Annotated in this window: 20 protein-coding genes and 1 other annotated feature; of the genes, 7 read left to right on the plus strand and 13 right to left on the minus strand. The window is 44.6% G+C overall.

From position 1 onward, the window contains the following. Nucleotides 1–32: 32 nt before the first annotated feature. The 4 genes from prfB to xerD form a co-directional block, all read right to left on the minus strand. A protein-coding gene (gene prfB / locus OCU87_RS14265) for a peptide chain release factor 2 (protein WP_141226242.1) occupies nt 33–1,131 on the minus strand; the annotation gives its coding sequence in 2 pieces (ribosomal slippage) (nt 33–1,055 and nt 1,057–1,131; 1,098 coding nt in all). Between the two features lie 294 nt (nt 1,132–1,425). Further along, a complete protein-coding gene (gene recJ, locus OCU87_RS14270) occupies nt 1,426–3,150 on the minus strand; it encodes a single-stranded-DNA-specific exonuclease RecJ (protein WP_261857433.1) in 1,725 nt (574 codons plus the stop codon). Nucleotides 3,151–3,318: 168 nt separating this feature from the next. After that, nucleotides 3,319–4,047 carry a bifunctional protein-disulfide isomerase/oxidoreductase DsbC gene (dsbC, locus tag OCU87_RS14275; RefSeq protein WP_062691259.1) on the minus strand — a complete coding sequence of 243 codons (729 nt, stop codon included), beginning with the start codon at nt 4,045–4,047 and terminating at the stop codon, nt 3,319–3,321. A gap of 256 nt (nt 4,048–4,303) precedes the next feature. Next, complete coding sequence (xerD, locus tag OCU87_RS14280) at nt 4,304–5,158, minus strand: site-specific tyrosine recombinase XerD (protein ID WP_261858391.1); 855 nt, start codon at nt 5,156–5,158, stop codon at nt 4,304–4,306. A gap of 282 nt (nt 5,159–5,440) precedes the next feature. Here xerD and fldB point away from each other — a divergent pair, with 282 nt between their 5' ends. After that, a complete protein-coding gene (gene fldB, locus OCU87_RS14285) occupies nt 5,441–5,959 on the plus strand; it encodes a flavodoxin FldB (RefSeq protein WP_261857434.1) in 519 nt (172 codons plus the stop codon). Between the two features lie 129 nt (nt 5,960–6,088). Here fldB and brnQ read toward each other — a convergent pair whose 3' ends face one another. Then, nucleotides 6,089–7,399 carry a branched-chain amino acid transport system II carrier protein gene (gene brnQ, locus OCU87_RS14290; protein WP_062691258.1) on the minus strand — a complete coding sequence of 437 codons (1,311 nt, stop codon included), beginning with the start codon at nt 7,397–7,399 and terminating at the stop codon, nt 6,089–6,091. A 348-nt stretch (nt 7,400–7,747) separates the two neighbouring features. On the opposite strand from brnQ, the gene OCU87_RS14295 reads away from it, so the two are divergent. Together OCU87_RS14295 and srmB are read left to right on the plus strand one after the other, a co-directional pair. Then, nucleotides 7,748–8,464, plus strand: coding sequence for a tRNA1(Val) (adenine(37)-N6)-methyltransferase (locus OCU87_RS14295; protein WP_261857435.1), 717 nt, complete (start codon nt 7,748–7,750; stop codon nt 8,462–8,464). Between the two features lie 153 nt (nt 8,465–8,617). Next, a complete protein-coding gene (gene srmB, locus OCU87_RS14300; RefSeq protein WP_062691257.1) occupies nt 8,618–9,877 on the plus strand; it encodes an ATP-dependent RNA helicase SrmB in 1,260 nt (419 codons plus the stop codon). A gap of 103 nt (nt 9,878–9,980) precedes the next feature. Here srmB and yaaA read toward each other — a convergent pair whose 3' ends face one another. Together yaaA and OCU87_RS14310 are read right to left on the minus strand one after the other, a co-directional pair. Further along, entirely contained in the window at nt 9,981–10,760 is a 780-nt protein-coding gene (gene yaaA, locus OCU87_RS14305; RefSeq protein WP_261857436.1) for a peroxide stress protein YaaA, read from the minus strand. A gap of 140 nt (nt 10,761–10,900) precedes the next feature. Next, nucleotides 10,901–12,346, minus strand: coding sequence for an alanine/glycine:cation symporter family protein (locus OCU87_RS14310; RefSeq protein ID WP_261857437.1), 1,446 nt, complete (start codon nt 12,344–12,346; stop codon nt 10,901–10,903). Between the two features lie 732 nt (nt 12,347–13,078). Here OCU87_RS14310 and OCU87_RS14315 point away from each other — a divergent pair. After that, nucleotides 13,079–13,261, plus strand: a complete 183-nt coding sequence (locus OCU87_RS14315) for a DUF3545 family protein (RefSeq protein ID WP_094957280.1) — start codon at nt 13,079–13,081, stop codon at nt 13,259–13,261. A 96-nt stretch (nt 13,262–13,357) separates the two neighbouring features. On the opposite strand, the gene OCU87_RS14320 is transcribed toward OCU87_RS14315, so the two are convergent. The 3 genes from OCU87_RS14320 to nfo all read right to left on the minus strand — a co-directional run bounded on the left by OCU87_RS14320 (nt 13,358) and on the right by nfo (nt 16,053). Further along, complete coding sequence (locus OCU87_RS14320) at nt 13,358–13,897, minus strand: hemerythrin domain-containing protein (protein ID WP_062691254.1); 540 nt, start codon at nt 13,895–13,897, stop codon at nt 13,358–13,360. Nucleotides 13,898–14,087: 190 nt separating this feature from the next. Next, nucleotides 14,088–14,768: a uracil-DNA glycosylase gene (gene ung / locus OCU87_RS14325; RefSeq protein WP_261857438.1), complete on the minus strand. Its 681-nt coding sequence runs from the start codon at nt 14,766–14,768 to the stop codon at nt 14,088–14,090. Between the two features lie 433 nt (nt 14,769–15,201). Beyond that, nucleotides 15,202–16,053, minus strand: coding sequence for a deoxyribonuclease IV (gene nfo, locus OCU87_RS14330; RefSeq protein ID WP_062691253.1), 852 nt, complete (start codon nt 16,051–16,053; stop codon nt 15,202–15,204). Nucleotides 16,054–16,460: 407 nt separating this feature from the next. On the opposite strand from nfo, the gene grcA reads away from it, so the two are divergent. Both grcA and OCU87_RS14340 read left to right on the plus strand, forming a co-directional pair. Further along, on the plus strand, nt 16,461–16,838 hold the full coding sequence (gene grcA / locus OCU87_RS14335; protein ID WP_062691252.1) for an autonomous glycyl radical cofactor GrcA: 378 nt from the start codon (nt 16,461–16,463) through the stop codon (nt 16,836–16,838). Between the two features lie 298 nt (nt 16,839–17,136). Further along, nucleotides 17,137–18,315, plus strand: coding sequence for a dicarboxylate/amino acid:cation symporter (locus tag OCU87_RS14340; protein WP_261857439.1), 1,179 nt, complete (start codon nt 17,137–17,139; stop codon nt 18,313–18,315). A 98-nt stretch (nt 18,316–18,413) separates the two neighbouring features. Here the strand turns inward: OCU87_RS14340 and thrC are convergent, their stop codons facing one another. From thrC to thrA, 3 genes are read right to left on the minus strand one after another with little or no spacing between them, the layout of a single operon-like run. Next, nucleotides 18,414–19,700: a threonine synthase gene (thrC, locus tag OCU87_RS14345; protein ID WP_261857440.1), complete on the minus strand. Its 1,287-nt coding sequence runs from the start codon at nt 19,698–19,700 to the stop codon at nt 18,414–18,416. 2 nt (nt 19,701–19,702) lie between these two features. Further along, nucleotides 19,703–20,659: a homoserine kinase gene (gene thrB, locus OCU87_RS14350; protein ID WP_062691250.1), complete on the minus strand. Its 957-nt coding sequence runs from the start codon at nt 20,657–20,659 to the stop codon at nt 19,703–19,705. A 1-nt stretch (nt 20,660) separates the two neighbouring features. After that, entirely contained in the window at nt 20,661–23,120 is a 2,460-nt protein-coding gene (gene thrA, locus OCU87_RS14355) for a bifunctional aspartate kinase/homoserine dehydrogenase I (RefSeq protein WP_062691249.1), read from the minus strand. 83 nt (nt 23,121–23,203) lie between these two features. Next, nucleotides 23,204–23,319: a sequence feature (Thr leader region), on the minus strand. Between the two features lie 299 nt (nt 23,320–23,618). Here thrA and aceK point away from each other — a divergent pair. Next, nucleotides 23,619–25,334: a bifunctional isocitrate dehydrogenase kinase/phosphatase gene (gene aceK / locus OCU87_RS14360; protein WP_261857441.1), complete on the plus strand. Its 1,716-nt coding sequence runs from the start codon at nt 23,619–23,621 to the stop codon at nt 25,332–25,334. Nucleotides 25,335–25,527 lie beyond the last annotated feature (193 nt).

Below are 25,527 nucleotides of genomic sequence, written 5' to 3' on the forward strand. Positions count from 1 at the left end.
GGGGGGAACCCTTAATTATTAACCAAATATGGTTAGAGACCTGATTTCAGGCTGGCTTCGATAAAACGGTCTAAATCGCCGTCAAGTACAGCTTGGGTATTTCGATTTTCTACCCCTGTACGTAAATCTTTAATGCGGGAATCATCCAGTACGTATGAACGGATCTGGCTGCCCCAACCAATGTCAGACTTTAAGTCTTCGCTGGCTTGTTTCTCAGCATTTTGTTTATGCATTTCCAATTCAAACAGTTTCGCTTTCAACTGTTTCATCGCTTGGTCTTTGTTCTTGTGCTGAGAACGGTCATTCTGACACTGCACCACAGTATTTGTTGGTACGTGTGTAATACGTACCGCTGATTCAGTGGTGTTAACGTGCTGACCACCCGCACCTGATGCACGGTATACGTCGATACGTAGATCAGATGGGTTAATATCAATGGCGATGTTGTCATCCACTTCTGGGTAAATAAACGCAGAAGCAAACGAGGTATGACGACGGCCACCTGAATCAAACGGTGACTTACGCACTAAACGGTGGACACCCGTTTCTGTACGTAACCAGCCGTAAGCGTACTCACCACTGATGCGTACAGTTACTGACTTCAGACCCGCGACATCACCGTCTGAAATTTCAATAATTTCAGTCTTAAAGCCTTTTGCATCGGCCCAACGTAGGTACATACGTAGCATCATAGACGTCCAGTCTTGTGCTTCCGTACCACCCGAACCCGCTTGAAGGTCGATGTAGCAATCAGATTCGTCGTGATCACCAGAGAACATACGACGGAACTCAAGTTTTTCTAGCTTAACTTCAAGCTCTGCCAACTCAGGTTCAATCTCGTCAAATGTCTCTTGGTCGTCTTCTTCAATCGCTAATTCAAGTAGACCTTCAACGTCTTCTACGCCTTGGTCTAGTTGATCGATAGTATCAACGATTGCTTCTAGCGCAGAGCGCTCTTTACCTAGCGCTTGAGCTCGTTCTGGCTCGTTCCAAACATCTGGTTGCTCTAGCTCTGCATTTACCTCTTCTAGATGCTCTTTTTTAGCATCATAGTCAAAGGTACCCCCTAAGAATGTCAGTACGTGCTGATACATCCTCAAGTCGGTTTTTAATAGGATTAATCTCGAACATTGCCACTCTTCATAGCCGAAATGGACATAACCGAAAGATTCTATCGAATTGTAGATAGAATATACAGAGCTGGAACAAGGTTATGTGTGATTTTATTTTATGAATCCGTTCACAAATTCCGAGGCCAGGACCGCTTGAAATCTACTCATAAGCCTGATTATCGAGAATATATTCAAACAAAGAACCGTGATTATTCAGCCTTATCCTGTAGAAAAACAAAAAGGCGAAACTTTATGCAGTTTCGCCTTTACTGATAAATGATAAATTTATGATTAAAGTTCAGTTGCTGGCACTTTACTTCGCATCAAGATGTTCCACCATTAATTGCACACTGGTGTTGCCACGGAATTCATTGATGTCCAACCGATAAACTAACTCGATAATTTGCACCGATGCATCAGGCCAACGGCGCAAATCCACATTGAACGCAATCGCATCAATCACGGCCCCGCCACTTAACGGTTCAACCATCATTTTTAAATGCTTGCCGCCCACCAGCTTCTGATGCAGTAAACGAAACTGACCATCAAAGCTAGGTTCAGGGAATTGCTGCCCCCATGGACCGCCACTACGCAAAATTTCTGCGGTAGGTAAGTTCAGCTCACCGGCATTCAGTTCACCGTCGGTAAGCAACACGCCTTTTAATGCGTCTTCGTCTAGTTCTGCACGTACGGCTTCATCAAAGGCTTGGCTGAAAGCCTCAAGTTTATCTTCTGGAAGGGTTAATCCTGCCGCCATTGCATGGCCACCAAATTTCGCGATCATCCCCGGATTTTTGGTATCAATTAGATCCAATACATCACGCATGTGTAAGCCAACAACAGAGCGGCACGACCCTTTAATCTCACCGTTCCCCGCATCCGCAAAGGCGATCACCGGGCGGTGATACAGCTCTTTAATACGAGAAGCCAAAATACCAATCACACCCTGATGCCAATCACGCTGAAACAACACTAAACCGTAAGGCATGTCGTTCTTGTTAAATTTAAGGCGTTCACAAATAGCCAAGGCTTCATCTTTCATGCCCTGCTCTATTTCTTTACGCGTTTGATTTAGCCCATCCAATTCTGAGGCCATTCGACGCGCCGCTTGAATATTGTCACACAGCAGTAACTCGACCCCAAAAGACATATCATCTAACCGTCCTGCGGCATTGATACGTGGGCCTAAGGCAAAGCCTAAATCGCTGGTCACCAGTCGAGAATGATCGCGATTGGCTACCTCAATCAGAGCTTGGATACCTGGGCGACATTTACCAGCACGAATACGTTGTAGTCCTTGGTGTACCAAGATGCGGTTATTACCATCTAGCGCCACCACATCCGCAACCGTCCCAAGCGCCACTAAATCTAATAGCTCGGCTAAATTGGGGGCTGCTATACCTTGGTCAACAAACCAGGTTGTTTTACGCAATTCAGCACGCACAGCCAGCATCAGATAAAAAGCAACGCCAACCCCACATAACGCTTTTGAGGGAAAATCACATTCATGAAGATTAGGGTTAACAATGGCATCGGCTTGCGGTAATTCATGCCCAGGTAAGTGATGATCAGTCACCAGAACATCGATGCCTTTTGCTTTGGCAGCTGCCACACCAGCAATGGATGACACGCCATTATCAACCGTCATGATTAATTGAGCACCTTTAGTGTGCGCTTGCTCAACCACTTCAGGGCTCAAGCCATAACCGTCATCAAACCGATTAGGCACTAAATAATCAACGTTGTTACAACCCAACATACGTAGCGCTAATACCGACAATGCCGAACTGGTTGCGCCATCAGCATCAAAGTCGCCCACAATAATAATACGTGTGTTGTTTTTCAGGGCTGCAATTAATAACTCAACAGCAGGCGCAATACCGTGCAATTGGTTATAGCTGAGCAAGCCTTTAGCACCACGTTCCAGTTCCGCTTCACTTTGAATACCACGGCTAGCATAAATGCGTTGCAAGATGGCGGGCGTTGCTGAGGAGAAGCCTGAGATATCAGCATCAGGACGGCGTTTAACTTCAATCATAGTGACGGCTATCGATTCTTATTGAGGGCTGAATTTTTATTCTACCGCACTCTTTATCCCGATCTACAACTAATCGCGATATCCTCTCAGATTCCCAATAACAAAAAACCCGTATAGCGCTTGGCCATACGGGTCTCGATAATTATATTGTCTTACTTAGCACAGCTTTTAGCTTTTAGCTTTACTGTCTAGCATTTTACGTAGCATAGGTGCGGGTTGGTAACCCGGTAACAATGTGCCATCTTCCAGTATCAAAGCGGGAGTACCAGACACGCCCATCGCTTGGCCTAATTCAAACTGCTTCATCACGATGTCGTTACGTGGCTTCACACCCTCTGTATTGAAAGTGCCATTTTTTGCATCGTTCATCGCCTGCGCGGGATCTTTTGAACCCCAAATTGCACCCATCTCGTCTAGGTTACGTGAACGCTCGCCACCACGGGGGAATGCAAGGTAACGAATAGTAATACCCGCATCATTGTATGCCGGAATTTCACTGTGTAATTTACGGCAGTAACCACAACTGGTATCAGTAAAGACGGTAACAACGTATTTTTCATCTTTGGCTGGATAGACAATCATTTCATCTTCCATACCTTGAAGCTTATCTTTGTTAATTTTCGCCATTTTCTGCTCGGTGAGGTTCACCGGCTGTGCGCCTGTATTTTGGTATAAGTGACCAGCGATGAAGTATTCGCCATTATCCGACACATAAACAATGCCACGTTGGGTAATAGCTTCATTCATGCCAGCAACAGGCGAAGGAGAGATCGATGTAGGTGCAAGACCTAATGCACTCAACTTCGATTCAATAGCGGCATTATCAGGTTTTGCCGAAACTGAAAACGCAGTCAGAGCGACAGCAGTAGCAAGCAGAGTACGACCAAAAAAGTGCATTCGATTCTTTCCTTTTACGTCTAAAAAGCGGAATGTCCGCAGAAAATAGTGATGCGATCACTACCCACTACAAGAACAGACCTGTAAGAGTGCAAAAAACTTTCAAAGTTCCTCACTAACAGGCTTTCTCTTTTCTTTTCGCCAAATACATTAGGCAATAGAACATAGTAGGTTTGTTTCTTCGCTTGGCAGCATAAAGCAACCGCATGAATACGCAACAGATCATACTTCCAGTTTGCGAACATATTCGCAATGTTCAAGCACGTGGGTGATGCGTTTGATGCAGTTGTTTCAAGCGTTCGGTCGCAACATGAGTATAGATCTGAGTTGTCGATAGGTCACTATGGCCAAGCAACATCTGTACGACTCGCAAGTCAGCACCGTAATTCAATAAGTGTGTCGCAAACGCATGACGCATCACGTGCGGTGACAGCTTTTCGGTATCAATCCCTGCCCGCACAGCGTAGTGCTTGATCCGATGCCAAAACGTTTGGCGCGTCATCTGCTTAGCTCGTCGGCTAGGAAAAACCACATCTGAGGTTTTTTCACCCAATAATAGTGGACGCCCAGACTCAATAAATTGCTCGATCCAATCAATGGCATCTTCGCCCATTGGCACAAGGCGTTCTTTTTCACCCTTACCAATAACACGCACCACACCTTGCCGTAAGCTGACATTTTCCATGGTCAAGCTGACTAACTCAGTTACCCGTAACCCTGTCGCATAAAGCAATTCCAACATCGCTTTATCACGCAATTCAAGCGGATCGTTAGGATCAGGGGCATCCAATAATGCGCCGACTTCGCCTTCACTAATATCTTTCGGTAATCGCTTAGGCAAGCGCGGGCTAACAAGCATCGCACTGGGATCATCCACTCGCATTTTTTCACGGTTCAAGTATTGGAATAAACGACGGATCGCCGAGGCCATTCTTGCACGAGAAGTTTGTTTATAATCGGCATCAAATAACCATTGCTGATATTTATGCAAATCATCTTCTGACACTGTCAAAACCGTAAGTCCGTTATCGGTCAGCCAGTGCTGTAATTTCAATAAGTCATTGCGGTATGACATTAAGGTGTTTTCAGATAACCCTCTTTCCATCCACATTGCATCGAGAAAGCGCTCGATACTGATTTCATCATTTTCCACGACAACCTCGGACTTTTAGTTTGTGGGTGTAAGCCCTAGGTATAAGTCCTAGATACCAGCCCAACATTTATCTACTGGGTATAAACACAGTATTTTTAGCTATAGTAGTCTATTTATCGCAAAAAAGTCACCTCTCTTATTGCGCTCAACCGCAGCAAACCATAGAGGATTGTAAGCAACACAGGTACACTCTCGCTATTCCATACCGATAGGTACGCCCTCAACCGACGAGAAGCCCTCATGAACATAGGCCTATTCTACGGCTCGACCACTTGTTACACCGAAATGGCAGCCGAAAAAATTCGAGACTGTATCGGACCTGAGCTGGTCACACTGCATAACATCAAAGAAACTGACATCAGTGAAATGAACCAATACGACATGCTTATTTTAGGGATCTCGACTTGGGACTTTGGTGAACTTCAGGAAGACTGGGAAGCGGTTTGGGAACAGCTCAATGGTTTACAGCTTACAGGGAAAACCATTGCACTCTTTGGCTTAGGTGATCAAGAAGGCTACACAGAGTGGTTTCTAGATGCGATGGGCATGTTACACGATAAGCTATTGCCAACGGGTGCAAATTTCGTGGGTTATTGGGAAAACAAAGGCTATGAGTTTGAAGCATCGAAAGCCCTAACTGAAGATGAGCAATTTTTCGTTGGCCTAGCTCTAGATGAAGACAGTCAATTTGAACAGAGCGACCTGCGAATCACAATGTGGTGCGAACAAATCATGACGGAATACGCTGAAACGCTGTAAACGTCCTTGTTCACTGAACGACCAGATACAAAAATGGGATGCCAAGGCATCCCATTTTTTTTTACTCACATTTGGCTTCTTTGCCGCAGCAAATGTATCGCTGCCAATTTATCTCAGCAAAAAATAAGCTTATGCGGTTTGTGCATCTTGCTGCTGTGCTGGCGCACCGACAAAACGTGTAATCACCATTGCTGCAAATGTAGGGATAACCCAAGCCATGCCGTAATCGAACAGTGGCAATACGTTGAATGCAGAAACATCAATACCCATGAACTTAGCCGCATCAATGAAGCTAAACACTAATGACACTAATAGCACCGCACGGTATGCAACGCGTGGGTTTGGTAACCATTTACGTACAAATGTTAGTGCCACTAAAGCAACAGCAACAGGGTATAGTGCAAACAATACAGGAATCGACAGTGAGATAAGCTGATTAAGACCAACGTTAGCAACCACCCCACACGCTACCGCTAAAATCACAGCCCACTTTTCGTAAGACAGTTTAGTCAGTGAACTGAAGTAATCAGAACAAGCACTGATAAGGCCGATAGCCGTTGTTAGACACGCAAGTAAAACGATAGTTGAAAGAATAACTTGGCCAGTTCCACCAAACAATGCGTGAACATAAATACCAAGGATTGCGCCACCATTTTCAGCACCAGCAGCAATACCTGCACTGGTCGCACCTAAGTAAAACAGCGAGATATACACAAACGCAAGACCAGCAGCTGCAATCACACCAGCATATACCAAGTAGGTGCAGGTTGTTTTCTCGTCTGTCACACCCTTTTTGCGGATAACATCAACAATCAGCATACCGAACATCAGTGCTGCAAAGGTATCCATGGTGTTATAGCCTTCAAGGAAACCTGTTGTAAACGCTTGTGCAACATAATCACCTTGAGCAGGAAGAATGTCACCCTGAGGGTTCACAAAAACAGCGATCGCAAGAATCGCTAACACAGCAAATAGTGCCGGTGTTAAAAACTTACCAATCATGTCAATCAGTTTGCCGCGTGACCATGCGAACAGTAAAGCAACCGCAAAGAACACGACCGAAAACAGCGTCAAACTCAGTTGGCCTGCATCTGCAATAAACGGTTTAACTGCCATTTCATACGCGACAAGGCCTGTACGGGGTGCTGCAAAAGCTGGACCAATAATGATAAAAATCAGCACTGCCATCAGGGTCGCTACCGAAGGGGGTAGATCACGGGTTAATCCTTTCCAGCCACCACCGGCAACGGCAACAGCAATAATCGTAATCAGTGGAAGACCGACTGCGGTAGAAAGAAAACCAAACATAGCGGGGAGTAAGTTATCGCCCGCCAATTGACCTGCCTGTGGCGGAAATATGATATTTCCCGCCCCCAAGAAAAACGCAAAGGTCATAAAACCCAATGCTAGGATGTCTGTTACTTTGAGTGTCTTTTTCAAACTGCACCTTCACTCTTTGTCTAGTTCATGATTTATGTCTGCATATTGTTATTATTTTGTTACTAACCACTTATAGCGAGTTGTAACAAATATGTCAGCATAATGAAGAAAAAATGCACAATAAGCAACCATGCAGGGTAAAACACCACTATATCCAAGGTGCAACCGCAAAAGGCAGATAATAACTCCAAATAAAAAAGAGCCACTAGAACTAACAACCAATATTGAATGGCAATATAACAGATCTCAAATAGATAAATATTCCATATGAAGCTAAGAAAGCCACGTAATATTCCCTAATCAATAGAGCGAAAGCCCGATATACTGACGTTTGAAACAGGAGGAAACATGGCAAACGGCTTTACTTTCAAACAATTCCACGTTGATGACTTAGGCTGTGGCATGCCAGTTAGCACTGATGGCGTCTTACTTGGTGCATGGGCGCCTTTATTCGCGCATGGCACGATTCTCGATATTGGCACGGGTAGTGGATTATTAGCCTTGATGAGTGCACAGCGCAGTGTCGAAAGCCGCAACCCTATCATCGCACTTGATATCGACGTCAGTGCAGTCAAAGCAGCAACACACAATGCTCAGCAATCGCCATGGGCTGATCGCCTGCGTATTCATCATGCCGATCTGCAGCACTGGCAACACCAACAAGCACCACACAGCATAGATACCATTATTTGTAACCCTCCTTATTTCAATTTTGGCCAGCAAGCCAATTGTGATAAACGAGCAACGGCACGCCATACCGACACGTTAAGCCACCACAATCTAATAGAGAGTGTGAAACGTTTACTGACACCCAATGGCATCGCCAGCTTCATCTTGCCGGAATACGAAGGGCGCTTGTTCATTACCGCCGCGAAAACTCACGGTTTATACTGCCAACGCCTATGTGAAATTCGCACCACAGAGCGTAAACCCATTAACCGTTTATTGTTTTCACTGACACCTAACGAGTGCGACACTGAACATCAACAACTGAATATTCATCAGCAAGGCCAATACTCTGATGCGTTCATCGAATTAACCCAAAGCTTCTACTTAAAAATGTAATAAATACCATGATATAAACGCAGTAACGGGGAACCTCGCATCTTGCTGCCATTTGGGTATATAATGCCGCCCCTTATATTTATGCCTCTTGCCATTACCTCGTACAATTATGTAATGGCTGGCGTTGGTCTTATTCCCGAGGAGAGATGACTGGTGAGAGACTTTTCCGAATTAGAGTTAGATAGCGAACTATTAAAAGCAATTGCAGAAATAGGTTATTCACGCCCGACAGATATTCAGGCGCAGGCTATCCCTCATGCCTTGGACGGCCGCGATGTGTTGGCTTCAGCTCCTACGGGCACCGGAAAAACCGCCGCGTTTCTTCTTCCGATGATCCAACACTTGTTGGACTTCCCACGCAAGAAACCTGGGCCTGCACGCGTATTGATTTTAACACCGACACGTGAGCTTGCTATCCAAGTAGCTGAAGAAGCACGTAACCTGGCAAAACACACGCAGCTGAACATTTTCACCATTACTGGTGGTATTTCTTACGACGACCATGCAGAGCTTCTGGGTAAAACTCAAGATCTTGTTGTTGCAACACCTGGCCGTCTAATGGAATACATTGAGTCAGAGCGCTTTGACTGCCGTGCTATCGAATGTCTTATTCTTGATGAAGCCGATCGCATGCTAGACATGGGCTTCACCAAAATCGTTGACCGTATTCATAATGAATGTCGCTGGCGTAATCAGAGCATGCTGTTTTCAGCAACGCTTGAAGGTAAAGGCGTACGTGAGTTCTCTGAAACCATTTTGAACGAACCTGTTGAAGTGGATGCAGAACCTTCTCGTCGTGAACGTAAGAAGATCCACCAGCTGTACCTGCGCTGTGACAACATGCCGCACAAGCTGGCGATACTTGAAGAGCTGTTAAAAAACCAAACAGAGCGTAGCATCGTATTCATCAAAACCCGTGAGCGTTTAGGTGAACTACGTGATCAACTTGCATCGATGGATATCAAATGCAGCTGGATCCAAGGCGAGATGGCGCAAGTATCACGTATTAATGCTATCGAACGTTTCCGTAGCGGTGAAGTCTCTGTATTGCTTGCAACCGACGTTGCCGCACGTGGTATCGATTTACCCGACATCAGCCACGTAATTAACTTCGACTTACCTCGCACTTCAGATGTGTACCTACACCGCATCGGCCGTACAGCACGTGCAGGTAAGAAAGGGACTGCGATTTCTCTTGTAGAAGCGCACGACCAAGGCATGATGGAACGTATTAGCCGCTACATGAAAGAAGAAGTGCCTGAGCGCTTCCTTGAAGGTTTACGCCCACAAAGCAAAAAGTCGAAAACCGTTAAGAAGAAAAAAGTAAAAGTTGATAAGAAGCTAAAAGCAGCGAAGCAAAAGAAAGCGCTGAAAAAGCAAAAGAAAAACACTGCGACCAAAAAAGACGCATAAGCTTTTTACTTAACATAGAGCACCAAATAACAAAAAGGCAGTGTCGATGACACTGCCTTTTTTAATACCCACATTTTGCCATTAAACGACGTAAAAAAGACGCTTATTTAGTTTGTTCTTCACGCTTGAAGACAAACTCGGTTGCGGTCGATTCTACTTCAACAAAGTAGTAGCCAGCGACATCAAACGCCTTCAATGCCTCTACCGAATCAACGCGATTGTCGATAATGTAACGCGCCATCATGCCGCGTGCTTTTTTTGCATAAAAGCTAATTACTTTATAGGTGCCATTTTTGCAGTCTTTAAATACTGGCGTGATCACTTTCGCTTTCAGTGATTTAGGCTTAACCGCTTTAAAGTATTCATTCGATGCAAGGTTAATTAACACCTCATCACCTTGCTCAATCAAGGCTGAATTCAAGGTCTCAGTGATGATATTGCCCCAAAACTGGTACAAGTTAGTACCACGATCATTCGCTAGCTTAGTGCCCATTTCTAGGCGGTAAGCTTGCATCAAATCAAGTGGGCGTAATAAACCATAAAGACCCGATAACATGCGTAAGTGATTTTGCGCCCAAGCGAAATCATCTTCGGTCATCGTTTCAACGTCAAGGCCGGTATACACATCACCTTTAAACGCCAAAATCGCTTGGCGGCTATTTTCTAACGTGAATTCAGGTTGCCATTCAGTAAAGCGGGCGACATTCAAACCTGCAATTTTATCGCTCACTTTCATTAGGGTAGAAATGTCAGCTGGCGTCAGTTCACGACAGACCTTAATCAGCGCCGCTGAATGATCCGTTAATGTCGGCTGTGTGTATGTTTGAGTCACTAAAGGCGATTCATAGTCGAGCGTTTTCGCAGGAGAAACCACAATTAACATAAGGCTTTATTCCCTTTTCAGCTGAGTTTTATTCTTTCTATAATTTGCTAAAAAGGGTATCACCTAAATACAAAAAAGCCACGCGAATGTCGCGTGGCTTTTTGAATTACTGCAATAGAGTAAAGCTATATTCGCACCGCTTATCTCTTGCTGCTGGGATCATCCTTATTCTGATCCCAAATACCTTCTTCAAGCTGAGCATGCAGTTCAGGGTAGTCTTTACTATCAAATGTGGGGACTTTCCCTTGCGCCAACTGTTTATTGTAATCCGTTGCCAGCTTCACTACAGTGCCCGATAAGAGCACTATCGCCACCAGGTTGATAATGGCCATCATCCCCATCGATACATCAGCCATCGCCCATACAGTGGGTAGATCCGCTACCGCGCCAAACATCACCATACCCAACACCACCACACGGAATACATTTAAGCCCGCTTTATGATTATGCTCTAAGAAGATCAGGTTTGTTTCAGCGTAAGAATAATTCGCAACCAATGACGTAAAAGCAAAGAAGAAAATGGCTACAGCGATAAAAATAGCGCCCCAATCACCCACTTGCGAACTCAGTGCACGCTGCGTTAACTCAATACCCGTCACCTCACCGTGCGGTACATATTCACCGGACATCAAGATAATTGCGACAGTCGAAGAACAAATGACAATGGTATCCATAAATACGCCCAGCATTTGCACATAACCTTGTGATGCAGGGTGTGGTGGATACGGTGTCGCAGAAGCCGCGGCATTCGGTGCCGAACCCATACCTGCTTCGTTCGAGAATAGTCCACGCTTAAGGCCATTAATCATACCTTGCGCAATGGTGTAACCCAGCGCACCAGAGGCCGCTTCTTCCAAGCCAAACGCACTGCGGAAAATTAACATCAGTACATCAGGTAACTTTTCAATGTTAATCGCCATGATGTACATCGCGATCAACAAGTAAAACAATGCCATCGTTGGAACAAGTAACTCTGCTGTACGCGCAATTGTCCGCATACCACCAAAGATAATGAAACCTGCCATAACCACCAAAGCGATACCGACATACATCGGATTCCAACCAAAGGCGACATTCATTGCTTGCGTAATAGAGTTGGCTTGCACCGAGTTAAAAACGAGGCCGAAAGCAATGATCAAACAAATGGAGAATACGACGCCCATCCAGCGCATACCCAGACCTTTTTCCATGTAATAGGCCGGGCCACCACGATAATTACCTTCATCATCGCGCGTCTTATACAGTTGCGCTAGCGCACTTTCTGCAAATGCAGTTGCCATACCTAGCATCGCAATTAGCCACATCCAAAAAATGGCTCCAGGGCCACCTAACGTCAGGGCAACAGCAACACCAGCCATATTCCCCGTACCAACACGGGCTGCAAGGCTAGTACACAATGCTTGAAATGATGAGATTCCAGACTTGTCTGACTTACGGCTGTTCTTCATCACACTAAACATATGGCCAAAGTGACGGAACTGAATAAACCCAAGACGGTAAGTAAAGTAGACACCTACCCCAATAAGGAGGTAAATAAGTACGGAACCCCATAACAGATCGTTTAAGAAGTTAATCTGACTTGTCACGTTTCCCCCTCTATAAATCATAAAAATAGAAATAATTCTGCGTTCAAAGTGAACCAGAATACGTAAAATTATTCGTGGTTGTTTAACACAACCTTAGTTGTTGTTATGTGTTTGCGGTACAACACCGTAGACAAATAAGCGTACTGTCAGCACTTCATAAAAAATAAAAAGGCTGATTTATGATGCGTTGATCACTGACCAAGCAACTGATGGCGGGTGATCATGCCAAAGAAAAGGCTATCAACGCAATATGCAGCAAAATGCACACCACTGCAAAACTCTTCCATTATGACCATTTGAGAACAGCTTCACTAACGACCAATTGCAACATTTTACCTAACAATGTGCAACACACTATTATCAATGAATTTAAGTGGTAGTCACCGCATAAAAAGCAGACACCGAAAAAGTGAATAACATACCAGTACTTCTGGGCTTGTAACACGCGTATTACTCGGTTCCCACCTATAAATCTGCAGTCAAAAAAACATTAATTTCAATACGTTTAGCACCCTTCGCAAACGTTTACCTTGCGCATTTTTTCACCAGTCAGATTGCGATTGAGAAGTCGGCCACATAAAAACTTCATATAACGATAACATTTGCGAAATACATCAATTTTATTTTATTTGTCAGTGTGCTATTTAACTAGAAGGCAATCTGGCTATTTCGTCAGCAGTTTATCTGTATCGGTCAGATTGCTTCATCCCTGTAAGGAAAGAGGTGCTAATTATGGATAACTATGCATTCGACGACATTCTTGCAATCGAACGTCCCGCTCGTGCTAGCCGCGGTAAACCGGTTAAACGTAAATGGCGTGAAATTGAAGCCTTGAAAGATAAACAACGACTACAAAAGGAACTTGAAGGTATCGATATGCTGAGAGACATCTCAGACGATCTTCTTGACTATTAACCGCACAAACGTACAAGCGCCAATCATTGGCGCTTGCCTTCAATTTGGCAGCATTATTGAAAGGTTCCCATTCGTTGAATTCGAACGATTAGATGATTAAACAGAGGCAACTAATCGTTCATGTAAACGCTGATAACGAGGTAATACTTGATCACCAAATAAAGGATCACATTCGCACTCTTGGTAACGTTCGCCCACGGCGATCCAATCTTGCGTCGTAAAGTGACGGCGGATTAAAGGAAAAACGTATTTTTCTTCAAACTCTAAATGTGCTCGTTGGCGAGTAACAAACTGATTCAGTTTATCGGCAAAGACATCAAGTGGGATCACGGCATCCATTAAAATCATATCAACAGCATCTGCAAAAGCTTCAGTTAATTGCGACAAGTCATGATGCTCTACATCCAGCTTTTCCATCACCCCTTTATCGGCATACTTCTCTTGGTAATACTGATAAATCACATCTTCTTTCGGATGATGACAACACTCAGCATGCTTATGAAGATACTCAACAATGTCTTTAATCAAACTATAATTGACGGGTTGGCCTTGCTGAATAGCATGAAGCTTTTGCTCCAAAATACATAATAAGCGGTTAATGTAACCATGTTCAGTGTGAATTTTATCTAACATCATACTTACCTCCCAGCTAACCTTCCTTGATAGCATCCGAGCATCATTACTCTCTGATCCTTGAAGCAGTGTTACCAAGCTAAACCCATGTTTAGCTCGATATAACTTAAGCGTATTAAAGGAAGTGAAAGGATGGATTGATCTTGATTATTCAATCACCAATACAAATAAAACCACCGAAAATGAATAAATATTAAGCAATATCTTTTAAGTGCCAATCAATCTCTGACTTATTCATCTGCGACAGCAGGGTATTTGTCTGGGAGAAATGCTGACAACCAAAGAAACCACGGTACGCAGACAGGGGTGACGGGTGAGCCGAGGTCAAAACGTGGTGACGAGTCGTATCAATTTGCTTTCCTTTTTTCTGTGCGTGCGCGCCCCACAGCAAAAAGACAAGGCCTTCAGCCTGTGAATTCAACGCCTCAATGACATGATCGGTAAACGTTTCCCAACCAATTTTGGCATGCGAGTGGGCCTTACCCTGCTCAACCGTCAGTACGGTATTAAGTAACAAAACACCTTGCTGAGCCCAAGGCTGTAGATAGCCATGGTTAGGGATAATAAAGCCATCAATGTCGGTCGCTAATTCTTTATACATATTCGCGAGTGAGGGGGGTGTTTTGACTCCAGGTAATACAGAAAAACTCAGGCCGTGTGCTTGATGAGGGCCGTGGTAGGGATCTTGCCCTAAAATGACAACTTTCACTTGATCAAAAGGCGTAGAATCAAACGCATTAAATACATCAGCTTCAGGTGGGAATATGGCCTTGCCTGCCGCACGCTGATTCGCGACATAGTCTTCAATATGCGTAAAGTATTCTTTAGTGCTTTCTTGCGAAAATAAGGTTTGCCAGTTGAAAGTGTGAATCATGAGCATGTCCTACAACCAATAATAATGACCCGTATTTTACCGAGCCATTATAATAAGGACAGCGAATCATTTGTGTGGCACCACGGGAGTGCGCCAATGACCACGGCCTTGGATTGGGCGATACGCCTGAGGCAGTGATGTAACAGAGCCTATAGATAGGGCATGTACATAAATAAGAGTCATGAGATCACCTTTGATGCTGATGTAATAAAAAGCCACCGAGACATAAGAAGCTATATACCTGTTACCTCTACGAATGAAAGATAAGTGCCAACTTGGCATAAATTTCAGGTATCTCTTTACAATCAAAACCTTAAATTAAAATCATGCTGTATCTATTTTCCCGCTATAAACCTAAAAGCACTGATAATACGCATTGATGCGCACTATTAGTGCTTTAATTTTATAAGGTTGCTTTTATTGCGCTAAAATATCAACGTGTTGCAGGGATAAAGCTACGTAACGTCTCAATCTCTTGACGCCATAAGTCAGGGTTAATCGTTTCCAGTACCAATGGCATATTATCAAAACGCGAATCTTGCATAAGGAAACGGAAACAATCCCAACCAATCTCCCCTTCACCTAAGCTATGGTGGCGATCAAGGTGACTATCCAGCTTTCCTTTTGAATCATTCAAGTGCATTGCGCGTAAATACTGCATACCCACTACGTGATCAAATTCAGCAAACGTAGCTTCCGTCGCCTCCTCTGTACGTAAATCATAGCCTGCAGCAAATGTATGGCAGGTGTCGATACACACCCCAACCCGAGATTTATCTTCAACCTGCTCAATAATCTCGGCAAGGTGCTCAAAACGCCAACCAAGGTTACTGCCTTGTCCTGCTGTATTCTCGATAACCGCGACAACATCAGGCACTTCTGCATGTGCTAAATTGATAGATTCCGCAATTAATGCCAAGCAATCACGCTCAGAGATCTTTTTAAGGTGGCTACCTGGATGGAAGTTAAGCAAGGTTAAGCCGAGCTGCTGACACCGTTGCATCTCATCGATAAAAGCGCTGCGCGACTTTTCTAACTTTTCTGCTTCAGGCGCCCCCAAATTAATTAGGTACGAATCATGAGGTAAAATCGCCTCAGGCCCAAACCCTAAAAACTGACAACAAGCTTTAAATTTATTAATGATATCTTGCTCTAAAGGCTTAGCTACCCACTGACGTTGATTCTTAGTAAACAAAGCAAATGCATTTGCGCCAAGCGCTGAAGCATTTTGCGGTGCATTTTGAACACCACCTGCGGCTGAAACATGCGCACCAATTAACTTCACTGTTGACCCTTTTTATTGATAATTCACTTTCTCGACTTTCATTTTAACGGAAGTGCAAATGCCATTCTTGTCTTTTTAATTGCTGTTACTTTTGCACGGCAATTACAACAAAATAGGTAGGTGATACGTGCATTTTTCAAGGGATTGCGCCATTAAGCCCCCTCAGAAATGTAGTAATAAAATTACAAATGAAAGTTTAAAATATATTTTAAAATATAAAAATAGCGTAACAAACCAATAATAGTGCGTTTATCTTGATATAGCTCAATAAAACAGCCCTAAGATTTTTGAGGTTTTTCGTAGTAATTTGATCTAAATCAATATCATTTTATGCCATTAGGCATATATAATACGACCAGCTCGACATTAAATCGAAAAACTAACTACAATCCTTCAAGGAGTAAGTCATGATCACAGGTATTCAAATCACTAAAGCAGTAAACGACGATCTACTAAACTCTATCTGGCTACTAGATAGCGAAACTAACGAAGCACGCTGTGTTGCTGCTTCTGCTGGTTTTGAGGCGGATCAAGTTATTCCTGCAGCAGATCTAGGTGAATACGAAAGCCGCGAAGTTGCTATCGAGGCTCCGGCTAAAATCGAAGGCGGCCAACACTTAAACGTAAACGTTCTTAAGCGTGAAACGCTAGAAGACGCTGCTAAGCACCCTGAAAAGTACCCACAGCTAACTATCCGTGTATCGGGTTACGCTGTACGTTTCAACTCACTAACAGTTGAACAACAACGCGATGTTATCGCTCGTACTTTCACTAACACTCTGTAATCACAGCCTGTTAGCAAAAATTCGTAAAAGCGGCATCCTCCTGGATGCCGTTTTTTTTATGTTTAAAAAGCAGCTCACACTTCTTCTGTCGCCCTCACCACTCGTTACTCTTGCGCCTTCAACTCTCATCACAAAATGCAATCAATTTAATATATATATCTCAATTCGAGACAGTTAATAGCGAATTCAGCCATAAAAAGAGTAGGTTATTGGCATTGTCTAATTAACGAACAGTTAATTAGCCACATAATATATATTCTGCGATTTAGCCACGATATGCATCTCAGGAGTCAGCGTTATGAAGTTAATCCTCAAACTGATTGCCGGTATTTTAGTCGGTATCTTACTCGGGTTTTACGCACCAGATGGCGTCATCCGCCTACTACTTACCATCAAGCAACTTGGAGGACAATTAATCGGGTTTACTATCCCGTTAATCATTCTGTTTTACATTACCAGCGGCATTGCCAGCTTACCGAAGAACTCTGGTTCACTCTTAAGTAAAACGGTCGCCCTTTCTTACGGCTCTACCATCATTGCTGGTAGCCTCGCCTTTATTGTTGCCAGTATTGTTATCGCAGGTTTACCTGAACCAACAGCCGCAGCCGCTAATGCATCAGACACCCTCACTAGTTTTATGACGATTGAGATCCCGCCTTTATTTGGGGTGATGACCGCACTAGCCACTGCTTTCCTATTTGGTATGGGGATCAGTATTACGAACAGTAATGGTCTTCGAAAATTGGCAGATGAAGGACGTGGCGTCATTGATTTGTTACTGGCGAAAGTCATTATTCCTTTCTTGCCCTTCTACATTGCAGGTGTCTTTGCCGAAATGGCGGCAGAAGGCACGGTATTTACGACCTTAAAAACCTTTGGGGTCGTGTTAGCGTTGGCCATTATGATGCACTGGGTATGGATCACTATCCAGTACACAGTTACAGGTCTGGCTTTAGGCAAGTCGCCATTTACTTTAATTAAAAACATGCTGCCCGCTTACTTTACTGCAGTGGGGACTATGTCTTCCGCGGCAACCATTCCGGTTACTTTGCGCCAAACCAAAGTGAATGGTGTTGATGAATCGATAGCTAACTTTACCGTGCCACTTTGTGCCACCATCCACCTTTCAGGATCAACCATTACCTTGGTGACCTGTTCAACGGCGGTGATGGCGCTCAGTCAGCACATCGCGATCCCTTCATTGTGGGAAATGCTACCCTTCATCATGATGCTAGGCATTACTATGATTGCGGCCCCTGGCGCACCGGGTGGTGCGGTAATGGCTGCGCTCGGCCTAATGTCGACAATGCTGGGTTTTGGTGAAGCAGAGCTAGCCTTAATGATTGCGCTCTACATGGCACAAGACAGCTTTGGTACTGCCTGTAATATCACAGGGGACGGTGCTATTTCGCTATGGGTTAACCGTTTTGCCAAGCCAAAAGCAGAGCAAGCGAACGCAATACAAGAAGAAGCTTAATTACCTCTTATTTTATTAATCGCTTCTCGCTTGCATAAAAAAACGGTAGTCATCGACTACCGTTTTTCTGTTCATTAAGACGACTATCTCAATAACGTTTAGCTCTGTACGCTATACAACACGGCTTTGAGCTGTTCAAAGTCTTTTTCACGCTCAAGTGAGAGCAACTCCATCGCACCGTGTTTCGCCAATGTCGCGGGTAAATCAATTTTCTGCTCAAGAATCTCTTCAACAACTTCGATAAACTTTGCAGGATGGGCTGTGCATAAAAATAGCCCCGTTTCCCCGTCATGTAGCTGCTCATTCAATACACGATAAGCAATCGCACCGTGCGGTTCACATAAGTAACCTTCACTGTGCATTTCACGTAATGTTTCAGCGGCTTGCTCATCAGTAACTGAACCGTAACCGAGTTCGTTAAGCCCCCAACCTTTTACTTGGCATAGCGCTTCAATACGTGGCCAGTTGTTTGGCTCACTCACATCCATTGCATTTGAAATAGTGGGGACAGTTACATTCGGTGACCACTTCCCGGTTTCAAGGTAGCGCGGCACAGTGTCGTTGGCATTGGTTGCCACAATAAAGCGCTTCACTGGTAAGCCTAACGATTTAGCCAATAACCCCGCCGTTAAGTTACCAAAATTGCCGCTAGGCACAGACACCACTAACTCACCGCGTGCAGCTTTAGGAAGTTGCGCCACTGCTTCAAAGTAATAACAAACTTGCGCCATTAGGCGACTGATATTAATAGAGTTAGCTGAATTTAACCCAATATCTTGGCGCAATTGGTCATCATCAAAAGCCGCTTTTACCAACGCTTGGCAATCATCAAAAGTGCCATTTACCGCAACGGTTGTGATATTGCCACCTAAGGTACAAAACAACTTTTCTTGTAGTGGGCTGATTTTGCCTTTCGGATACAGGATGACGACCTTGATGTTGTCCATACCATAAAAAGCATGAGCCACAGCCGCACCTGTGTCACCAGAGGTCGCCGTTAAGATCGTAATGTGACCATTATGGTCGGTAACAGCAGCTAAAGATTGTGCCATGAAGCGGCCACCAAAATCTTTAAACGCCAACGTAGGGCCATGAAAAAGCTCTAACGCGTAAACACCCTCTTTGACTTTGGCGACGGGCGCCTCAAATTGAAAAGCATGTTCAACCATTTGAGCAACAGTATCGCTTGCTAGCTCTTCACCGATAAAAGCCGATAAAATTTTGCTGCTTCGGCTAACAAAATCCAGCTCTAGCAACGCATCAATGTCGCCAAGTTCAGGTAACTCTGATGGAAAAAATAAGCCTTGGTTACGCCCTAGGCCCTGACGTACCGCTTGAGAAAACGATACCTGTTCTTGATGTTCTTTTAAGTTATACAGCTTCATGGTTATAGCTCACTTCCTGTTACTTTTGAGCCCTGACTGTCGAGGCGACAGACGTGGACAAATCCTTCGTCATTTTGTATATAGTTTTCTTGCAACCAACGGGCAATACGCTCTGCCACTTCAAGGTTGTCACATGCAGTGAACATCGTCGGGCCAGAACCTGAGATCCCGCTTGCCAGCGCACCAGCTTGCAATGCGTATTCCCGTGCTTTACCAAAGCCTGGTAATAATTGCTCACGGTAAGGCTCTGCGACCACGTCTTTAATCATTTTGGCTGCTAATGCTGGTTGCTTTGAATAGCAAGCATGAATAAAACCAGCTAAGTGGCGACCATGGGCAATCACATCTTGGCGACGGTATTGCGAGGGTAAAATCGCACGCGCTTCTGCTGTTGGAACTTTGATTCCTGGGTACGCCATCACCCAATACCAATCATCAAAACACGGAACGGATTGGCTAATAATACCCAGTTCTTCCACCATAAATTGCAGGCCACCGAGGTAACAAGGTGCCACATTGTCATAGTGAAGACTACCAGAAATCTTGGCTTCCATTTCCCCCATTAACGCCAATAATTCAGTCTCCGTTAATGGTAAGTCATGGAACTGATTAAGGGCATCCAGCGCCGCAACAACAGAGCAAGCACTAGATCCAAGCCCTGAACCAATCGGCATGTTTTTCTCTAGCGTCATTTTAATGGGCTTAACCGATAACCCTTTTTTATCAAGTTCACGTGCAAACACTTGCCAGCAATCAAACACAATATTGTCTTCTGGTTTTGGCGGTAACTTAGCAACAAAATCCCCCACGCACGCGAGTTCAAATGCTTGGGCGCTAGTTTCAACTTTAACGCGATCCCCAAGTAATGAACCGTCTAGCGGCGAAACCGCCGCGCCCAGTACGTCGAAACCGACACTGACATTGCCAATCGATGCTGGCGCATATACCACTACACTCATCTTATACCCCTAATTTCCAGCCTAACGTACGCATCAAGTCTGCAAACACGCCCGCCGCAGTCACTTCAGTTCCCGCACCGTATCCACGTAAAACTAACGGGATAGGTTGGTAATAGCGGCTATAGAATGCCAGTGCATTTTCACCATCTTTAATTTTAAACATTGGGTCGTCACCATCAACAGCCGACAGTTTCACACTACACTGCCCCTGATCAATTTCACCAATATAACGTAATACTTTTCCATCTTTCGCTGCGGTGTCTGATAATTGTTTGAAATAGGCATCAGCCTCAGGCAGACGCGCCATAAAATCATCGACAGAACCATCAGCATCAAAACCCGGCGGCAATGCTTGTTCAACAACCACGTCATCAAGTTCGAGTGACAACCCAGATTCACGAGCAAGAATCAGTAACTTACGTGCCACGTCCATCCCCGAAAGATCGTCTCGCGGATCTGGCTCAGTAAAGCCATTATTGCGGGCAACAGTTGTCGCCTCGCTAAAGCTCATCCCTTCATCTAGCTTACCGAAGATATAAGACATTGAGCCTGATAAAATCCCCGAGAAGCGCGATAATTCATCACCGGCAGCCAATAAGTTTTGCAAGTTTTCAATCACAGGTAAGCCGGCACCCACAGTCGTGTCGTACATGAATTTACGACGTGTGCCGCGTGCCGCTTGGCGAAGCTGATGGTAGTAAGCCATACTTGCCGTATTGGATTTTTTGTTTGGTGTGATCACGTGGAAACCCGCACTTAGGAAGTCCACATATTGATCGGCAATCGCTTGTTCAGACGTACAATCAATAATAACAGGGTTAATAATGTGATTACGCTGCACCAGCTGGATCAAACTAGATAACTCAAAATGCTGCTGCGCTTCACCCATTTGGTCACGCCAGTTTTCTAACGGCAAGCCATTACTGTCTAGCAATAAACCACGACTATTGGCTAGACCACAAACACGGATCACAATACCTTTGTCTGCCAATTTGCTTTGTTGTCGTTGAATTTGATCCACCAACTCACCGCCGACACCACCAACACCAACCACAAAGACATCGAGGAAATGCTGGCTGTTAAAGAGATTCTCATGACACGCTTTTACCGATTCTGATACTTTGTCGGCAGGGATAACCGCAGAAATTGCCCGCTCAGATGATCCCTGTGCAATCGCAACAATATTGACGTTAACCTCTGCTAGTGAGGTAAAGAAGCGCGAAGCGATACCACGAGAAGTGCGCATACCGTCACCCACCAAAGTAACAATAGCCACGTCATCTAAAAACTCTACAGGCTCTAGTAGCCCTTCTTTCAGCTCCAGCTCGAAGTTATCTTGCAGTGCTTGCTTGGCAGCGACTTTATCTTCACTCTCAATACAGAAGCTAATGCTGTATTCAGATGATGACTGGGTGATCAACACAATCGACACACCCGCAATCGACATCGCACCAAACACGCGGCTCGCCATGCCAACCATGCCTTTCATGCCAGGGCCTGACACGTTCACCATAGTGAGATCTTTAAGGGTAGTGATCCCTTTGATATCAAGATTATCCTCACCCGTATCTTGACCAATTAAGGAGCCAGCACCTTGAGGATTAAAACTGTTTTTGATTAAGCAAGGAATGTGGAATTGCGCAATAGGTGCGATGGTTTTAGGGTGTAAGACTGAAGCGCCAAAGTAGGACAGCTCCATGGCTTCTTGGTAGCTAAGCGATTTGATTTGACGGGCATCTGGCACAATGCGCGGATCACAACTGTAAACGCCATCCACATCGGTCCAAATTTCACAACACTCGGCACGTAAACACGCGGCCAGTACCGCAGCTGAATAGTCAGAACCATTACGCCCTAGTGTGACTAGCTCACCTTTTTCATTACCCGCCGTAAAACCGGGCATGATATTAACGTGCCCAGTAGGCAAAGGGTTACGTTTAAAGTTCTGAGTAGATACCTCAATATCAACATGTGCTTCAAGGTACTCGCCATGTGCTAATAGGTATTCAACGGGGTCAATTAAATTGCCTTTCAAGCCCTTAGCTTCGAGCATGGCTTTCATGGCCACAATCGACAAACGCTCACCTTTACTGATCATTTTGGCGTAGACGTTATTCGGGCATAACCCTAACAACTTAATACCATGAACGTATTGCTTTAACTGTCCGAGTGAACTGGCTAACTTGGCGTCTAAAAGCGCTTTATCAAAGTTAGGTTCAACGGCTTTTAAATCCGTGAACAAGGTTTGAAAGACATTTTCTAAATCGGCCAGCTGCAGCTCTGCTTCACCTTTCGCAACCGTGCTATCGATCACGGATACTAATTTATTGGTTACTTTTCCCGGCGCAGATAGCACAACAGAGACTTCACTCTGACGAGCGTTGTTCGCAATGATATCTGCCGCTCTTGAAAATCGATCGGCATCCGCCAACGATGAACCACCAAACTTTAATACGCGCATTCCCTACTCCCAAATCCCTTAATTTCTCAGACTAACTGCATAAAACGCAGTGTAATGGTCAACCTAAATTGTGATGTCAAAGTTAAAAAAAAGCCCGCACCTGATTGGGGTGCGGGCTTCTCTGATAATTCTTGTACGTATCAGCGAGCCCCAACACCCATGGTGCTGGTAATAATAATCGTGGTAATTGTGCTGAATACGTTTTTCATCATGACTAAAAGTCGTTCTCAATATGCTGGATTACTTAACGTTTACCGAACATTTGGTGACGAGTCAACCAATTTCTATTTCTTCTAATACGGAAAACCGCCAGAAACACACGTTTATAAGGACAAGCTGCTATTGTTCATTATTGGTAAGACGTATAAAAAACCACCTGCTTTGATTGCAGTTAAACGCCAGTCGTTGCATAGTGTTCATATATCTTCAGCGTTCTCTCTTTTGAGTACGAACATGCACTGTTGACGCATAGCCATTCATCATTCTGGAGGGACCCGAATGACCACAGCCATGGAACAACTTGTTGCTCACACCATCTTGCAGGGCTTTGATGCCATGTACGGTCGTTTTTTAGATGTCACCGCTGGCGCACAAGCACGCTTTGAAAAGCAGGATTGGCCTGCCGTTCACCTCGCGCTAAAAAAACGCATTAGTTTCTATGCTAACCATGTTGGGCTCGTCACCAGTCAAATCCAGATCATGCTAGGTGAACGCTATGCTAACCGTGATTTTTTAATGGGTGTAAAAGCCGCTTACGAAGATCTTTTGCTGGACTATCCACGCTATGAAATTGCCGAGAGTTTTTTTAATTCGGTCTACTGTCGGATCTTTGAACATCGCAACATTAACCGTGACAAGCTGTTTGTACATAGCTCGCAAGAAGGGCGGCTACCAACATACCCGACACCATTAACACGCACTTATTTCGCTACCAATGGCACTCAATCGCTGTTTACTCGCCTATTCAACGACACCCCATTTACCGCAGATTGGGAAGATAAAACCAGAGATATCGGCCTAATTTGCCAACGCCTAGCCCAAACATTTGGCCGCGCATTCGATAACAACACCACCCTAGAGTTAATTCGTGAACCCTTCTATCGCAACAAAGCGGCGTATTTAATCGGCCGTATAACGCTAGCAAACCAGCAGCAGTGCCCATTTATTTTACCGATATTAACCAATACAAATGGCGAGTTGTATGTCGATGCATGTATCTACGATGCAGATGACGCCAGCATCATCTTTGGCTTTGCACGCTCTTACTTCATGGTATATGCACCTGCGCCAGCGGCTTTAGTAGAGTTTCTCAGTGATCTGATGCCAAACAAAACCCGAGCCGAGCTGTACACCGCGATTGGCTGTCAGAAGCACGGCAAAACAGAGTTGTACCGCGAATTCCTCTCTCATCTCGAACATTCAGATGATCAATTTGTTACCGCTGAGGGCATTAAAGGAATGGTGATGTCAGTGTTTACACTGCCGTCTTATGGCTTTGTATTTAAGATCATCAAAGACAAATTTGCCCCACAAAAAGACATCAGCCACGACACAGTCAAAGAAAAGTACAAACTCGTAAAAGAGCATGATCGGGTTGGTCGTATGGCCGATACGCAAGAATACCGTAACTTTAGCTTTGACCGTGCTCGGTTCTGCGATGCGTTATTAGATGAACTGCTTGACGTCGCCCCTTCGATTATCGATGTTAACGACGATACCATTATCATCAAGCATCTCTACATGGAGCGCCGTATGGTGCCATTTAATATCTATGTGGACCAAGCTAACGATGATGACCTTCGCCATGCCGTTGATGAGTATGGTAAAGCCATTAAACAACTGGCTGCCGCCAATATATTCCCTGGTGACATGCTATTTAAGAACTTTGGGGTCACCCGTCACCGCCGTGTTGTTTTCTATGATTACGATGAAATCAGCTACATGACGGAGATGAACTTTCGTGAAATTCCACCACCACGCTATCCCGAAGATGAAATGGCCGCCGAACCTTGGTACAGCGTGGGGATCTACGATGTATTCCCTGAAGAGTTTCGTACTTTCTTGCTGATCAATCCGAAGATCCGCGCGCTGTTTAATGAGCTTCATAGTGATTTATTTGAAGCCAGTTATTGGCGTCAACTGCAGCAGAACATCACAAACCAACAATACGAGGATGTCTATCCTTATGCCAAAGCACTGCGTTTTCGTCAGTAATGACTAATCAGCCAGCGGCCTCTCGTAACGCCTTGTCAGTAGGCGTTACTGATTTTCTCTTATGGCTGTAAACACCAGGTTTGTCATAAATAGACTCAATCGAAGCAAGATCACGTTCAATTTTAAAACCATGTTACATGCTTCAAATACAGTAGAAAAAATCGGCAAGATATCTCATTAACTTTGAGACGAC

It is taken from the genome of Photobacterium sanguinicancri, assembly GCF_024346675.1.
In the GTDB taxonomy this organism is placed as follows: domain Bacteria; phylum Pseudomonadota; class Gammaproteobacteria; order Enterobacterales; family Vibrionaceae; genus Photobacterium; species Photobacterium sanguinicancri.

Bases quoted from the DNA above. Each gene is read 5' to 3' on its own strand.
- recJ (WP_261857433.1), bottom strand. From the start codon at position 3,150: ATGATTGAAGTTAAACGCCGTCCTGATGCTGATATCTCAGGCTTCTCC.
- dsbC (WP_062691259.1), bottom strand. From the start codon at position 4,047: ATGCACTTTTTTGGTCGTACTCTGCTTGCTACTGCTGTCGCTCTGACT.
- xerD (WP_261858391.1), bottom strand. From the start codon at position 5,158: ATGTGGATGGAAAGAGGGTTATCTGAAAACACCTTAATGTCATACCGC.
- fldB (WP_261857434.1), top strand. From the start codon at position 5,441: ATGAACATAGGCCTATTCTACGGCTCGACCACTTGTTACACCGAAATG.
- OCU87_RS14295 (WP_261857435.1), top strand. From the start codon at position 7,748: ATGGCAAACGGCTTTACTTTCAAACAATTCCACGTTGATGACTTAGGC.
- yaaA (WP_261857436.1), bottom strand. From the start codon at position 10,760: ATGTTAATTGTGGTTTCTCCTGCGAAAACGCTCGACTATGAATCGCCT.
- OCU87_RS14315 (WP_094957280.1), top strand. From the start codon at position 13,079: ATGGATAACTATGCATTCGACGACATTCTTGCAATCGAACGTCCCGCT.
- OCU87_RS14320 (WP_062691254.1), bottom strand. From the start codon at position 13,897: ATGATGTTAGATAAAATTCACACTGAACATGGTTACATTAACCGCTTA.
- ung (WP_261857438.1), bottom strand. From the start codon at position 14,768: ATGATTCACACTTTCAACTGGCAAACCTTATTTTCGCAAGAAAGCACT.
- grcA (WP_062691252.1), top strand. From the start codon at position 16,461: ATGATCACAGGTATTCAAATCACTAAAGCAGTAAACGACGATCTACTA.
- OCU87_RS14340 (WP_261857439.1), top strand. From the start codon at position 17,137: ATGAAGTTAATCCTCAAACTGATTGCCGGTATTTTAGTCGGTATCTTA.
- thrC (WP_261857440.1), bottom strand. From the start codon at position 19,700: ATGAAGCTGTATAACTTAAAAGAACATCAAGAACAGGTATCGTTTTCT.
- thrB (WP_062691250.1), bottom strand. From the start codon at position 20,659: ATGAGTGTAGTGGTATATGCGCCAGCATCGATTGGCAATGTCAGTGTC.
- thrA (WP_062691249.1), bottom strand. From the start codon at position 23,120: ATGCGCGTATTAAAGTTTGGTGGTTCATCGTTGGCGGATGCCGATCGA.
- aceK (WP_261857441.1), top strand. From the start codon at position 23,619: ATGACCACAGCCATGGAACAACTTGTTGCTCACACCATCTTGCAGGGC.